1 protein-coding gene is annotated in these 17,415 nt (G+C 67.3%); it reads left to right on the plus strand.

Going from position 1 to position 17,415, the window contains the following annotated elements; all coding sequences use genetic code 11:
* The gene (locus JQ603_RS09585) at positions 1-17,409 is read left to right on the plus strand and encodes a beta strand repeat-containing protein (RefSeq protein ID WP_212338701.1); all 17,409 of its coding nucleotides are present in this window, start codon (positions 1-3) and stop codon (positions 17,407-17,409) included.
* Positions 17,410-17,415 lie beyond the last annotated feature (6 nt).

Consider the following 17,415-nt stretch of genomic DNA (forward strand, 5'->3'; position numbering starts at 1 on the left):
ATGATGCTGCATGTCGGCAGTGATCGATATTTTTCGCTCTCCATTTCGCAAGAGCTTTCGGCCGAGGGCGCGTCGGACGCGTCTGCCGCGGCGATTCAGGATACGCATACGCATCTCGTCAACGCGGAACTGAAGCGCGCCGGCGACGACTTGATGCTGACGGGCTCAGACGGAAAGAGCCACGTAGTTGCCGGCTATTTCAAATCGGAAAACCTGCACGCGCTGCGGTCGCTGGATGGTGCCAGGCTGAGCGGCGAAATCGTCGCTGTGTTGGCCGGGCCAGCTGCTCCCGGACAGGACGCTGCCAAGGACGCACCGCCGCCGGCGATGCAGGTGATCGGACACGCAGTACGGGTCGAAGGCCAGGTGACGGTCCTGCGCAACGGCGTCGTGGTGGCGCTCAACAACGGCGATGTGCTGCTCAAGGGAGACGTGGTCCAGACCGACAGCGGGGGCGCGGCTGGCCTGGTTTTCAACGACGGCAGCGCGTTCCAGATCGGGCATGGTTCGCGCCTCGTACTGAGTGAGTTCAGATTCGACCCGCATGGCAGCGCCAATCTGGAAGTCGTCGATCTCATCCAGGGATCGTTCAGTTTCGCGTCCGGCAAGATTGCCAATTCGGGCGAGATGCGGATTGGAACGCCGATCGGTTCGGCAAGGATTGCAGGCTCGGCCGGTGGCGGCGAGATCTCCCCGGACGATGGATCGGTCACGCTGACCATCTTTCATCAGAACGACGGGCGGCATCAGGCGACCGCCTATGATCGGAACGGCAATGCCATTGCAATCATCAGCAGCGAAGGCGGCAAGCTGGAGCTGAAGCCGACTGGTCCAGCTCAGATAGCAACCAGCGAGCAGGTAAAGACGGACGCCGATCGGGCAGACGAGCTGGATGCGTTGAACAACATTCTGCAGATCAAGAACCTTGCGGACCGCCATAGCAGCGACTCGTGGAACGGTGCCGGTACACACGGTTCGTCGTCTCCTCCACCTGTCTCGTACGATCCGGGAGGCGGCGCGCCATCGTCTCTGCCTGATGGAGCTTCGGGCCACGGCCCGCCGGTCAGCACCGGTGCGGACGTCGCTCCCCATATGCCCGGAGGTGGTAACGGCGGAGCCGGTCCCGGAATTGCATCGACCCCGGCGTCGCCGGTCAATGATCCGCCGTCGCTATCTTTCAATTCCGGATCGGCGCCGCTGGCTGCGCTCGAGCAAACGCCAGTCGCGATTGCGCCGGCGCTGACGCTGTCCGATCCAGACAGCCGCACTGTGCTGCAGGCGACGGTCCGTATCACCGGCAACTATCAGCCGGGCGAAGACATCCTGTCGTTTACGAACACCACGCTGATCGAGGGCAGGTTCGATGCGGCCACCGGCACGCTGACGCTTACGGCGAAGGCCGGCCAGCAGCCGTCGGTTGCGGATTTTGCGGCCGCGTTGCGAGCGGTCTTCTACACCGACACCAGCGACAATCCCTCGCCGTTGACCCGCACGCTGACCGTGACGGTGCAGGACCCGGACGGCAGCGCGCACGGCGGGCACGACACGGCCGTCGCCACGCGCGAGCTGACGGTCAGTGCGGTCGACGATGCTCCGGTCATCAGCGCTGCGCAGACAACCGGTGCGGTGCAGGAGGATACGGCGCTCGATGCCCAGGGGCGGCTGCATGCCGACGGTGCGATCGCGTTCACCGACGTCGATCTGGCGGACGCGCATGTCGTCTCGGCCACCTTCGTCAGCTCGACCCGCGCGGGCGGGCTGGGGCTCGGGACCATGAGCGCGCATCTGTCTGCCGACACCGTCAATGGCCTCGGCGGGCAGGCGACGTGGCAATATCTCGTCGACAACGCGGACGTCCAGTTCCTGCGGGCCGGGCAGACCGTCACGGAAACCTATGCCGTGACCGTCAGTGACGGTCATGGGGGGCTGGCAAGCCGGAACGTCGCCATCACGATCACCGGCGACGAGGATGCGCCCGTGCTGGCCGCTGCATCGGGGGGCACCCGAGAAGCTGCTGACGCCGCCGCGCAGCACATCACGCTGACGGGCACCCTGCCGGTGACCGATCCCGACGTCGGCGATACGCTGACCGCTTCGATCGCCGGTTCTCCGGTCGTGACTCTCGACGGCCACGCCTTCGCCCTGCCGGCAGGGGCGGCGTCGCTGATCAACAACGCACTGTCATTCCATGCGGGCAGCTCCAACGGCGGCACTGCCGGCGTAGGCTGGACCTATGATGCGTCCGCGGCCAACCTGGATTTCCTGCGGGAGGGGCAGAGCCTCGTCCTGACCTACACGGTCGAAGTCAGCGACGGACTCATCACCAGCAACCAGCAGACCCTGACCATCACCATCGCCGGCACCAACGACGAGCCCGTGGTGACAGGCGACACCGCGGCGGCCAACGAGGCGGCCGATGCCCATGCGCAGGTCATTTCGCTGGCGGGCTCGATCTCGGCCAGCGACCGCGACGTCGGCGACACGCTGACGGCTTCGGTGGTCGGCGCGCCGGTGGTGAGCCTCGACGGGCACGCCTTCAATCTGCCGGCCGGCGCGCTGGCGCTCACCGACAATGCCGCCTTTGCGATCGACTCCACTGGTCACCTATCGACGGGCGCCGCCACGACGTTCGGCTGGACCTACCAGCCGGCTGCGGCAGACCTCGATTTCCTGAAGCAGGGCCAGGCGCTCACGCTGACCTACGCGGTCGTGGTCGGCGACGGCACCGCGACCAGCGCCACGCAATATGTCACGATCACCATCAACGGCGCCAACGACGCGCCGGTGGCCGTCGCGCACAGCTACACGACCGACGAAGACCATGTGCTGGTGGTGCCGGGCGCGGGTGTGCTTGCCGGCGCGAGCGACCCCGATGGCGATGCGCTTCACTCGATCCTCGTCAACGGTCCGGCCCACGGCACGCTGACGCTGAATGCCGACGGCTCATTCACCTACGCGCCGGTCGCCGACTACAACGGCACCGATAGCTTCACCTACAAGGTCAATGACGGCCTCGCCGATTCCAACGTGGCTACCGTCGATATCGTCGTGCAGCCGGTTAACGACCCAGCCGTGATCTCGGGCACCAGCGCCGGCTCGGTGACCGAAGCGGGCGGCGTCGCCAACGCTGTGGCGGGGACGCCAAGCGCGACCGGCACTCTGACGGACACCGACGTCGACAATCCCGCCAACACCTTCACAGCGGTCGGGACGGCCGCGGCGAGTGACCACGGTTACGGCACCTTCACCATGACGTCGGGCGGCGTCTGGACCTACAATCTCGACAACAGCAACAGCGCGGTTCAGGCGCTCAATGCCGGCGGCACGCTGACCGACACGTTCACGGTGACGACCATCGACGGCACCGCGCAGGTGGTCACGATCACCATCAACGGCGCCAACGATGCCGCGGTGCTCTCGGCCGATTCAGTCAACCTGAGCGAGACCGATTCAGTGCTGTCGACGAACGGCACGCTGACGATCCACGACGTCGACAGTCCCGAAACCTTCGTTGCGCAGGCGAGTACGCCCGGGCAATACGGCATCTTCACGGTTGGTACGAACGGCGCCTGGAGCTATGTCGCAAGTTCGGCACATGACGAGTTCGTCGCCGGGCAGACCTATACCGACACTTTCGCCGTGACGAGCTGGGACGGCACGACCTCGTCCGTCACCGTCAAGATCCTTGGCACCAATGATTCTGCGGTCGTGTCGGGCACGAGCGCGGGTTTGGTGATCGAAGCGGGTGGCGTCGGCAACGCGGTCGTGGGCACGCCGAGCGTGACTGGCACGCTGACGGACTCCGACATCGACAACCCGGCCAACACCTTTACCGCGGTCGCGACGCCCACGGCGAGCGCCGGCGGCTACGGCACCTACACCATGACCTCGGGCGGGGCATGGACCTATCATCTCGATGACGGCAACAGCGCGGTGCAGGCGCTCAACGCCGGCGCAACGTTGACCGACACGTTCACGGTGACGACCATCGATGGTACGGCGCAGGTGGTGACCATCACCATCGACGGCGCCAATGACGCGGCGGTGGTGTCGGGCACCGGCAGCGGCGCGGCGACCGAGGCGGGCGGGCTCAACAACGGCACGCCGGGAACAGCGATCGCAACGGGCACGCTGACGGACAGCGACGCCGACAATCCGGCCAACACCTTTACCGCGGTCAGCACGGCAACGGCGAGCGCCGGCGGTTACGGCACCTACACGATGACGTCGGGGGGCGTGTGGACGTATACGCTCGACAACGGCAACTCCGCGGTGCAGGCGCTCAACGCCGGCGCAACGCTGACCGACACGTTCACCGTGACGACCATCGACGGCGCCGCGCAGGTGGTGACGATCACCATCAACGGCGCCAATGACGCGGCGGTGGTGTCGGGCACCACAAGCGGCGCGGTGATCGAGGCGGGCGGCATCAACAACGGCACGCCGGGAACGCCGGTCGCAACGGGCACGCTGACCGACAGCGACGTCGACAATCCGGCCAATACGTTCACCGCGGTCGGCACGCCGGCGGCGAGCGCCGGCGGCTACGGCACCTACACGATGACCTCGGGCGGTGTGTGGACCTACACGCTCGACGACAACAATCCGACGGTGCAGGCGCTCGATGTCGGCGCTGTTCTGACCGACACGTTCACGGTGACCACCATCGATGGCACCGCGCAGGTGGTGACGATCACCATCAATGGCGCTCACGATACGGCCGCGGTGACCGGTGCAATCACCGGCGCGGTCACCGAGGCGGGCGGCGTCAACAACGGCACGCCGGGAACGCCGGTCACCACCGGCACGCTGACGACCGCCACGGGGGCTTTTGTCGCGGTTGCTTCCGCGACGGCCAGCACCGGCGGCTATGGGACGTACGTCCTGACGTCAGGTGGGGTGTGGACCTACACGCTCAACAACAGCAATGCCACGGTCCAGGCGCTGAATGCCGGCGCCGCTCTTACCGACACCTTCACCGTCACCACGACGGCCGGCAGCACGCAGGTCATCACCATCACGATTGCCGGCACCGACGATGCGCCGGTGCTCTCCGGAGACGCGGCGGCCTCGCTGCTGCAGGGGACGTCGACGGTGATCACCACCGCCGACCTCAGCGCTGCTGATATCGACAATACGGCGAGCCAGCTGACGTTCAACGTCAGTAGTACCGTTCACGGCTACGTGGCGCTGTCGGGCGCCCCTAGCGTGGCGATCACCAGCTTCACCCAGGCCCAGCTTGCGGCGGGCCAGGTGATCTTCGTCAACGACGGGACCCAGAATCCCGCCGCGAGCTTTACGGTCACCGCGACCGACGGCAGCCTGACCACGGCGGGAATGACCGTCAATGTCGCCGTCGACAGCGACTTCGTCATTACCAGCAATGTCGATCTTGGCGACGTCTCTGAGACTATCCACAGTCTGAGCCAGTCCGGCGGCACGCTGTCCGGCACGGGAACGTTGACCGACGCCAACGGGGCGACGTTCACCGGCGGCACCGAGAGCGGCAGCGGCGCGACGGTCGTCAATGGACTTGCGACGTTCTTCAATGCCAACAACCAGACTTTCACGCTCGACGGCCGAACGCTCGAGCTGCACGGCTCCGCGCAGAGCGGGGCGTTTTCCGGCGATACGCTGCAACTCAACAACGGCGCGGTGCTCAAGATCGACGCCGGCGTCACCTTCACCGATGCGTCCGCCAGCGGCACGGCTTTCAATATTTCCTCCAGCGCGGGCACCGGTACGGTCAATGTCGCCGGCAGCTATGAAAAAACCGGCGGCGGCACCACGGCGATCTCGACCGCGCTCACCAACACCGGAACCATCGACGCCAAGGCCGGCACGCTCGATCTCGCCGGCAGCGTCACCAATTCGGGCACGCTGAAGGCGGAGAGCGGCGGCACGCTGCTGGTGGCCGGCAACGTCACCGGGTCGGGTGCCGTGATCCTCGACGACAACGGAACGGTCGAGTTCGGCGGCAATGTCGGCGCCGGGCAGACGATCACGTTCAGCGGTACGTCGGGAACGCTGAAGATCGATCATCCCGCCAGCTTCGCCGGCACCATCACCGGCTTCAGCGGCGCGACCGATACGATCGACCTCGCCGGGATCAACCACAACTCCGCGCAGTTCTCGCAATCGTTCAATGCGGCGACCGGCATCCTGACGGTGACCGACGGCACCAACACCGCCACTCTGCATTTCAGCGGCGCGACCTACGGCTTCGCGTCTGCGACGGATGCCTCAGGCACCGGCACGGTGATCAGGCCGGCCAACGTCTACACCGTCCATAATGCGGCCGAGCTCAATGCGGCGCTGCTCGCGGTCAGCCAGGGCGGCTCGGCGGCCGCTGTCAACAGCAGCTATTCGATCGAGCTCGCGGCCGACATTTCGGTTGCCTCGCTGGGCACCAACTTGACGGCGATCAATCTGGCCAGCGGCAGCTCGCTCATCATCCATGGCGGCGGGCATACGCTGGATGGCGGCAACGTCTATCGCGGCCTGTTCGTTTACGGCGGCAATGTCGCGATCGACAATCTCGCCATCAACCACACGCTGGCGCAGGGCGGCGCCGGAGGCACGCAGGGCGGCGGCGGTGGCGCCGGATTGGGCGGCGGCCTGTTCGTGGCGGCGGGCGCGACGGTGTCGATCAGCGACGTCAGCTTCAGCGGCGACAGGGCGGTCGGCGGCAACGGCGGCAGCCTCGACGGCGGCGCGAACAGGGGCGCCGGCGGCGGCGGCATGGGATCGGCCGCCAGCGCCAACACCGGACAATACCGGCACGACGCGACACGAGGGCCGCAAGGCCATTCCACCTACGTCGCAACGGCGTTCGACGGCACGGCCGGCGGCGGCGCCGGACTCAACATTCCCGGCCAAGCTGGGCTTGCGCATGGCGGCGCCGGCGGCGCGTGGACCGGCGGAAGCTTCACCAACTACACGCCGGCTGCAACCGGTGGGTTCGGCGGTGGCGGCGGTGGCGGCTTCTACAGCTACATGAACGCCATCGATACGTCCCAAATCTCGCGGCTGGGCACGAATGGCGGCAATGGCGGCTTCGGCGGCGGCGGCGGCGGTGGGGCGAGCGGCTCGGCCGGACTACACACCACCGGCGGTGCCGGCGGATTCGGTGGTGGCGGAGGCGGCGGATATTTTGGCGGCGCCGGCGGCTATGGCGGCGGCGCCGGTGGCGGCCATGGCAGCTCCGGTCTGCTTGGGGTTGGCGGCGGCGGTCTTGGCGCCGGCGGTGACATCTTCGTCCAGGAAGGTGGACATCTCATCGTCGGCGGCGGCTCGCTGTCGGGAGGAACCGTCGCTGGCGGCGCCGCTGGGACCATCGGCACGGCTGCGCAAGGCGGCCAGGCGCTCGGCTCCGGCATCTTCATCCAGGGCAACCAGACGGTCACCTTCGCGCCGGCCTCCGGCGATGATCTCACGATCTCCGACGTCATCGCCGATCAGCATGGCAATGGCGGCACCGGCAATGTCGAGATCTCCGGTAGCGGCATCGTACATTTCGCCGCGGCGAACAGCTATGTCGGCACGACCACCGTCGACGCCGGCGCCACGCTCAACATCGAGGCGCCCGGCGGGCTGGGAACGGGCGCGGTCACCGACAACGGCACCCTGAACGTCAACGCTGCAACGACGTTTGCCAGCACGGTCAGCGACGGCGGTGTCCTCAACGTCAACGCGGCAACGACCTTTGCCGGCGCGGTCACCGACAGCGGCGTGCTCAACGTCAATGCTGTCACGACATTCGCGAGCACGGTCATCGACAGCGGCGCGCTGAACGTCAATGCGGCGACGACCTTTGCGAACACCGTCACCGACAACGGCGCGCTGAACATCAACGCGTCCGCGATCTTCCAGGGCACGGTGGTCAACAACGGCACCGTCACCATCAATGCCGCGAACGCAGATTTCGCCGGATCGATCACCGGCAGCGGCACGATCAATTTCGGGACGTCGGGCGGGACGGCCGTGTTCGAGCACGGCGTGCCGACCCAGACCATCACGGGCTTTGCCAATGGCGACGTCATCGACCTCCGGTCGGTGGTGGCGACCACGGCTTCCGTTGATGCCGGCAATGTCGTGACGTTGAAGGATGCCGGCGGCGCCGTTGTCGCGACGTTGCATTTCGATCCGGCGCAGACGCTGGGCCCGTTCGGCGTGACGAGCGACGGTCAGGGCGGCACCAAGGTCGTCGCCATCCAGACCACCTTCAACGTCAGCTCCGCCGCAGAGCTCAGCGCGGCGCTCACCGCGATCAGCCAAGGCGGCACGTCCTACGCGAAGAACGTCGCCTATACGATCCACTTTGCCAGCGACATTTCGCTGGCCTCGCTCGCGGCCTCGACGCAGCTCGCGGCCATCAATCTCGACACCGGCAGCTCGCTGCTGATCGATGGCGCAGGTTTCAAGCTCGACGGCGCCGGCGCCCATCGCGGCTTCTTCGAATACGCCGGCAATGTGAGAATCCAGAATCTCACGATCGCGCACACGCTGGCGCAAGGCGGCGATGGCGGCATCGGCGGTGGTGGCGGCGGCGCCGGACTTGGCGGCGGCCTGTTCGTCGCGGCCGGCGCGTCGGCGACGATCGCCAACGTGACCTTCCTCGACAACGCGGCCCATGGCGGCGACGGTGGTGGCGTCAACCCGGCCGGCCGGATATTTCAGGGCGGCGCCGGCGGCGGCGGCATGGGCATCGATGGAGCCGCCGGCTCCACGACCGGGGTGTACCATCTCAATCACTACCAGAGCTTGACCGGCTGGGGCTATGCGGGTGGCGCCGGCGGCGGGCTCGGCCTGTCGAATCTTCCGGGCGGAGGCGGCGCAGGAGCGACGTCGTATCGCGGATCGTCCCCGGCCTCCGGCGCCTTTGGCGGTGGTGGCGGCGGCGGCGGCGCCTTTCTCGCTAACCTGAAAGCCGGAAGCCCCGGTGCACAGGGCGGCTTCGGCGGCGGCGGCGGTGCCGGTGGCGGCTACAACAGCAATGACTCCTATGGCGGCGGCGCCAACAGTGCCGGCGGCAATGGCGGCTTCGGCGGCGGCGGTGGTGGCGGCGGGCTCCGCGGTCACGATGGCCTCGGCGGATTCGGCGCCGGCAATGGCGGCGTCGCGCTCGCTTATCTTGCCGACGGGACATTCCAGTCGCGGATCGGCGACGTCGGCGGCGGCGGCCTTGGCGCCGGCGGCGGGGTCTTCGTCCAGGAAGGCGGCACCCTGATCCTCGAGAGCGGCTCGCTGTCCGGCGGCTCCGTCGCCGGCGGCGCTGCGGGCGCGATCCAGGCTGCTCATCAGTTGTACGATATGCCCGGCGCTGGCCAGGGGCTCGGCAGTGGCATCTTCTTCCAGGGCAATCAGTCGATCGTTCTCGCGCCGACGTCCGGCAATGCGATCACGATTGCCGACGGGATTGCCGACCAGGGCGGCAACGGCGGCAGTGTCTCGATCGAGATCAAGGGACCGGGCACCGTCGAGTTCGACGGCGCCAATTCCTATGTCGGCGGCACCACGATCGATGCGGGCGCCAAGCTCACGCTCGGCGGCCAGGGCACGCTTGGCAGCGGCGCCGTCGTCGACAATGGCGACCTCGTCATTGCCCATTCCGGCACGTTCGGCAATGCGTTCAGCGGCAGCGGTGATCTCGCATTCGGCGCCCAGATCATCACCGTCACCTTCACCGCGTCGGTCTCGCTGGCGGGCTCGCTGGATCTCGGCGACGGCGACAATGTCGCCGCCTTCCAGGGTGGGCTGTCTGGCCTTCAATCGATCAATTTCGGCACGGGGATGCAGACCCTGTCCGTCACAGGCGCGATGCCGAGCGCCGTCGTGCACGGTTTCGGCGTCGGCGACACGATCGATCTTGCGACGATCAACGCGACGGGCATCGGCAGCTTCGTCAACAACGTGCTGACGCTGACGGGCCCCGGTGGCGCGCCGGTTGCGACCATCCACTTCGATCCAGCCCAGCAGAATATCGCGCCGCACGGATTCGTGCTGGAGTCCGATGGTGCCGGCGGCACCGAGGTCATCCTCAACGAGGCGCCGGTCTACCGTGTGTCGACCGCGGCGCAGCTCGTCCGTGCGATCAACGAGATCAGCGTCGGCGGCGTGTTCTCCGCCACCAACCAGAACTACGAGATCGATATCGTCGGCAGCTTCACGCTGGACGGCGCGCTGCCCGACATCAATCTCGCCAGCGGCGACACGCTGACGATCCATGGCCTCGGCCATGAGATCGACGGCGCCGCCACCTATTCCGGCTTCGTCCTGCGATCCGGCGACGTGACGATCGATCATCTGACCGTCGCCGACTTCGTCCGGCACGGCGGTGACGGGTCGTCACCGGGAACTGCGTCGAAGTATGGCGGCGGCGGTGGCGGACTCGGTGCGGGCGGCGCGCTGTTCATAGGTGCCGGCAGCTCGGCGACACTGACCGACGTCGCTTTCACCGACAATCATGTCTTCGGCGGACATGGCGGTCAGGGCGGCATCTACGCACCGAGCGTGCCGAATGGCGACCAGGGCGTTACGACGGGAGGCGCATCGAGCCCGGGCCAGCTGGGATTCGGCTATGGCGGGGCGGGTGGTCATTTCACCGCCAACGGAGGCGGCGGGGATTTCGGCGGTGGCGGTGGCGGTGGCGGCGGCGGGCGTAGTCCGGTCACATCCTTTCCGCCCGGCGGTGGCGGCGCCGGCGGCTACGGCGCCGGCATGGGCGGCACTGGAACCTCTGGTGGCGGAGGCGGTGGCGGCGGTGGTGGCGGCGGCGCGGGCCTCGGTGGCGCGGTCTTCGTCGCTTCCGGCGGTGCACTGAATATCACCGACTGGACCTTCTCCAACAATGGTGCAACGGGCGGCGCCGGCGGCGGCAGCCTATGGGGTACCAGCGGGACGGCGGGCCAGGGCATCGGCAACGATATCTTCAACTACGGCGGCACCATCGGCCTGACGTCCAACGCCGGACAAACACTCACCATCGATCAGTTCGTCGCCGGCACGCAAGGCACCTTCAACATCTACGCGTCCGGCATCGTCGTGCTGACGCAGGGCATCGGAACCGGCGTCCTCAACATTTCCGGCTCCGGCAACGTCACCTTGCTCAACGACATCACGGCCACCGCCATCAACGTGTCGGGGGCGGGCAATGTGCTGTTGCAGGGCGAATTCCACGGCCAGCAGTCCATCACCCACACCGGCACCGGCACGCTGACGATCAAGCCGGTCTACAACGTCTCGACGGCGGCCGAGCTCGTCACCGCGATCCAGACCATCGACGGCAATCCGATCTCGGGTCTGCCCGTCAACTACGTGATCAATCTCACCGCGGACCTGAACCTGAGCGCGGTGCTGCCATTCCTGACGATCGCGGCCGGAGACACGCTGACCTTCGAAGGCAACGGCCACACCATCGACGGCGGCAACCTCTATGGCGGCTTCACCGTTCAGTCCGGCGTCGTCACCTTTGATAACGTCACCATGCAGCACATGGTCGAGCGCGGTCAGGACGGCTATGCCGGCATCACCAATCTCGGCCACGCGGCGGCGGCTGGCGGCGGCGGCGGCGGCGGTCTCGGCGCGGGCGGCGCATTTTACATCGGCAGTGGCGGCACGGCCACGCTGACCAACGTCAACGTGCTGAGCAACCAGGCCGTCGGTGGCAATGGCGGCGCTGGCCAAGGGCTTTACTCCAATTTCGGATCCCGGGGCGGCGGTGGCGGCGCCACCAATGGTGGGTTGACCGGAATCAAGACGGGCGGCGATGGCGGCAACTGGAACACGTCGGGCGGCGGCTTCGGCGGCGGCGGCGGCCTGGGTGGCGGCGGCGGCGGCGGATATGGTCCCTGGCAGTTACAGTTTCAATATCCGGGCGGCTCCGGCGGCTACGGCGCAGGCGCCGGCGGCAGAGCCGGATCTGACAGCAACAACAGGGAGCACGGCGGCGGCGGTGGCGGCGGCGCCGGGCTTGGCGGCGGCATCTTCGTCGCCTCCGGCGGCTCGCTGACCATTGGCGGCAGCACATCCGTTGCCGGCAACGCGGTGCAGGGCGGCCTCGGCGGCGCGGGTGGGAACGCCGGCGCCAACGGCGCTGGCATCGGCGCGGGCCTCTTCACCGCATCGAGCAACGTCACGCTGGCTCCCTCGCTCGGGCAGACGATCCATATTTCCGATTCGATCGCCGGCAACATGACCGGCACGCTCCATATCGACGGCGCCGGCACGGTCGTGCTGGACGCGATCGCAGCAACGATCATCGACATCACCGGCAGCAGCGCGCTGACGCTGCCTGCTTCGCTCATCAACGACTCCCTGACCGTGTCGGGTTCGGCCACCTACACCGTCACTTCGAGTGGCTTCAGCGGCGCCGGCTACTTCGGCGCGGCCGGCCATGGCGTGCTCACGATCGCCGTTACGGAGACCGTGACCGGCGGTGTTCGACTCGCCGAGCACGGCACGGTCGAGCTGGCCGCAGCCGGTGCGGCCGGGAGCGGCGCGATCACCTTCCAGTCGGGTGCGCAGGCGACCCTGATCATCGATCAGGGCGCCACGCCGCTCAACGAGATCGACGGCTTCCTCCCCGGCGACACGATCAAGCTGGCCGGCTTTGCCGCCGGCGCGACTGCGACGCTCGGCGCCGGCAATGTGCTCACGATCAGCGACGGCACGCACAGCGCCCAGCTTCATCTCGACCCGAGCTTCAATTACTCGACCACCCAGTTCAACGTGACGGCCTACAACGGCGGCATCGCGCTGACCGGGATCATCGCGCCGAACATCACGCTCGTCGGCCAGCCGCTGAACGGCAACCAGGTCGTGCTCAGCGGCAGCGGGGCGCCGGGCAGCACCGTCCAGATCTTCATCGACGGCAATCAGGTTGGTACCGCTACGCCGGATGGCTCCGGACGTTTCACGTTCTCGACCTCGGCGCTTGCGGATGGCGAGTATCATGTCACGGCAACGCAGACGGTCGCCGGCCAAACTCCGATCACGGCCTCGCTCGTCGTCGACGTGCTGCCGAGCGCACCGTCGGTCGCGCTGGCGCCCGGACAGACGGCGCTGGCCACCAATGTCGGCGTGCATCTGCAGGGCAGCGGCGAGCCGAACCAGACCGTCACGCTGCATCTCAGCGGGCCCGGCGGCAGCTCCCTTATATACACCACGGTGACCGACGGCAGCGGCAATTACGACTTCGTGACGCCGAACCTGCCTGATGGCCAGTACACGGTCAATGTGACCGAGACCAACGCGCAAGGCCTCGTCAGCCCGCCGTCGGGCGTGCTCGCCTTCGACGTCCATCCGAAAGCCCCGGTGATCGCGGTGGTCGGGCAGCCGCTCGACGGTGCCAGGATCGAGGTGGCAGGCAGCGCCGATCCCAACATCACGATCAACATCTGGGTCCGCAACCAGTCCGGCGATCAGTACATCGGCTCCGGCAGGGCCGATGCCACGGGCCATTTCGATTTCACGGCGACCCAGCCGATCGGCCACGGCAACTATACGCTGCTCGCATTGGCGCAGGATTCCGCAAACCTGATAAGCGACCAGGCGCTCCCCTTCACGTTCCACGTCGATCCGCAGGCACCCGTGATCACCTCGATCGTCGGGCAGAGCGTCAACGGGGGCACCGTCGAGATCAAGGGCAATGCGCTGGCGGGCAGCACCGTCACGCTCTATGAGGGTAGCACGGTGGTCGGATCAGGCGTCGCCAATGGCGCCGGCGTTTTCGATATCGTCACCACCGCCACGTTCGCCGAGGGCGTCCATTCCTTGCGGGCGACGGCAGCGGACGCCGACGGCCTGACCAGCACGCTCTCCACCGCGTTCAACGTCACCGTCCTGCCGACTGCGCCGGTGATCTCGGCCGTCATCGCGACGGCGCCGCAGACGATCGAAATTCAAGGCACCGGCGAGGCGGGAGAGACCGTCAAGGTCTATGCCGACGGCACGACCTTGCTGGGCTCGGGCGTGGTTGATCAGACCGGGCATTTCGATTTCAGCGTCGATGCGCCCGGCGGTCACCACGTCATCACCACGACCGAGACCAATAGCAGCAATCTGACGAGCCCCGTCTCCGCGGGCGTCGCGATCGACGTCACGCCGAAGGCGCCCGTCATCACCTCGGTGGCGCCGCTGGTCGCGACACAGATCGATGCCAGCCACGATTTCATCGTCAAGGGCACCGGCCAGCATGTCGGCGAGACCATCACGCTCTATGCCGATGGTGGCACAACCGCGATCGGCACAGGTATCGTGGCAGCCGACGGCACCTTCACCATCACGACCACGGTGGCGCTCGCGAACGGCAATCATACGCTGACCGCCACCGATGCGGCCGGCGCCGACGTCAGCGCGCCGTCGACCGGCTTTGCGATGTATGTCGATCCGGCTCCGGTCACCGGCATCAGCCAGGTAGGGGTCGCCGCGGATCACGGCGTCATCGAGCTGCAGGGCTCGGGCCAGCCGGGCGACACGATCACGCTGATGCTCGGCAACACCGTGATCGGCACCGGCGCGGTCGACGCATCCGGTCATTTCGATGTGACGACCGACCCGGCTGCGGGCGCGCTGCTCGGCCCCGGCCTCCAGCACGTCACGGTCATCCAGACCGATAGCCTCGGTCACGCCAGCCCCGCGGCTGCGTTCGACGCCAGCGTGGCGCCCGCCGCGCCCGTCGTCGCGTCGGTGCTCGCGGTGCCCGACGCGGTCGGGCGCGTCGAGGTGAAGGGCAGCGGCGAGGCCGGCACCATCATCAAGCTCTATGCCGACAATGGCACCACGGTGATCGGCACCGGCACGGTCGATGTATCAGGCCATTTCGACATTTATAGCGAATTCCAGTCGGTCAGCAGCGGCGCGCACAGCATCACGGTCACCGCGACGACCATCGACGGCATCACGGGACCGGCTTCGGCGGGCTCGAACGTCACGGTCACGCCGGTGGCAAACACCTGGACCATCACCTCGGCAGCCGATCTCGCCAAGGCGATCGCGGCGATCGACGTCTCCGGTGCGAGCGCGCAAGCCGGCGCGCACTACACGTTCGACGTGGTCGGTGATCTGCAGCTCGCTGATCAGTTGCCGGCCTTCAATCTTCCGCCGGGCGCCTCGCTCACCATCGCCGGCCATGGCCATGTGCTCGACGCTCACGGCCTCCCGGGTCTGTTCGTCTACGCCGGCAGCGTCGAGATCGACGATCTCAGCATCATCAATGCCGTGGCGAAGGGCGGCGACAGCAATTTCGGTGGCGGCGGCGGCGCCGGCCTCGGCGGCGGCCTGTTCATCGCATCGGCAGGCACGGTGACGCTGTCCAACGTCAATTTCGCCAACGACAAGGCAATCGGCGGCAACAGCAGCGGCGCGATCGGTTACATGGGTGTTGCGCTTTACGGCGGCGGCGGTGGACTCGGCGGTGCCGGCGGTTTCCAGGGCGGTGGCGGAATTGGCATTCATGCATCCGGCGCCAGCCATCCGCGGCCCTATTACACAGGAACAGGCGCTGGTGCCGGCATCGCAGTGGGCGCGGCCACAGGTGGCGGACAGGTCGTCGGCACGAACCCGGCCTATCTTGGCGGTGCACAGGGCGGCGGCGGCGGTCTGGGTATCGGATTCTACACCAGCGCGGGCTATTTCGGCTTTTCTGGATACGGCAACCCGGGCAGCGGCGGTGGCATCGGGGGCGGTGTCGGCACCGTCAATGGCAGCAGCACGATCGCCACGGGCGGTGTGGGCGGCTTCGGCGGCGGTGGCGGCGGCGGCGGTTTTATCTGGCCGTCCTTCATCGGTGGATATGGCGGCGCCGGCGGCTTCGGTGGCGGCGGCGGCGCCGGCCAGCATGGCGGCGGCGCCGGTGGTTTCGGCGGCGGCGGCGGTGGTGGCGGCTATGGCAGTGCGGGCGGCTTTGGCGGCGGCGCCGGAGGCACGGGCGCCTATGGCGGCGGTGGTCTCGGCGCCGGCGGCGCGATCTTCGTGCAGCAGGGCGGCACGCTCATCTTCGCCGGCTCCGGCAGCGAGCAGAACGGCGGCGTGACTGGCGGCACCGCCGTGACCTGGACCGGCGCCCATGCAGGCTCGGCGTTCGGCAGCGGCATCTTCCTTCAGGGCAACCAGACCATCACCTTTGCGCCGGATGCGACGCACATCATCACGATCAGCGACGTGATCGCCGACATGACCGGCTCGCATGATGCCAGCGGCCAGACCGGCGCGGGACGTCTGCTGCTCGATGGCGAGGGAACGCTGGTGCTGGGGGCAACGAACACCTTCACCGGCGGCGTCACGATCGAGAACGGCACGCTCGATTTGACCGCGCACGGTGCGGCAGGGTCCGGCGCGATCGACTTCTCTGCGGCGGGCCATGCCGCACTGGAATTCAGCGCCGCCAACGCGCCCGTCAACGCGATCGAGCATTTCGGCACGCGTGACCAGATCGTCGTTGATGGCTTCCATGCCACCAGCGAGAGCTACAGCAATGGGGTGCTGGTGTTGAGCGGCGCCACCGGATCGATCAGCCTTGCGGTGACCGGCGAGGATATCGCGACGCTGTCGGATTTCCATTTCGTCTACGATTCTGCGGCAAACACCACGACCGTCACCGCCGGCCCGGATCGCTCGGGCAGCGACGTGATCCATTACGGTAGCGGCGCGCATAGTCTCACCGGCGGGACGGGCGACGACGTGTTCTTCTTCCGTGGAACAGATCTTGCCGCTGGCGTGACCGACAAGATTACCGACTTCTCGTGGGCAACCGGCAGCGGCGAGCACGACCGCATCCATATCGAAGGCGTCGATCCCAATGCGGTGACGGTCTCGACCGTCAACGGCGGCCACGACACCGACATCGCTGTCACCGTCACTGGCGGTACGGCGCATATCCTGGTGCAGGGCGTCGGCTCAGGCCCGCTGGAAATCGAATTCCAGAACACGACGCCGACGGATGATGCGCATCTGAACACGCTGCTGACGCCGTCGACGGCCAATGAGACGTTCGCCAGTTTCAATCTCGGCGCCAATCCGCCTTACGCCAAGTCTCTGGTCAGCTATGACGCAAATGGCGCCGTGGTCGCGCAGGACGTCACCAACAATGACGGATCGCACACGGTCACGGTGCAGGGGGCCAACGCCGCGCTCACGGCCTCGGGTACGAACGATACATACGTGTTCCAGTTCAATTCGCAGGTGGCGGCCACAGCGACTATAAGCAATTTCGACGTGGCGCATGACGTTCTGCAGCTCAGCCAGTCCGTCTATGCGGACGCGGCGGCAGCGCTGGCTGCGATCACGGCCGATCCCCACAACGCCGGCAACCCGGCCGATACCGTCATCGCGCTCGATGCCCTTCACTCGGTCACGCTGAACGGTATCAGCCCGAACCTGCTGCAGCAGCGGGATTTTCTGGTAGTCTAGTCACGA

It is taken from the genome of Bradyrhizobium liaoningense (assembly GCF_018130825.1).
Taxonomy (GTDB): domain Bacteria; phylum Pseudomonadota; class Alphaproteobacteria; order Rhizobiales; family Xanthobacteraceae; genus Bradyrhizobium; species Bradyrhizobium liaoningense_B.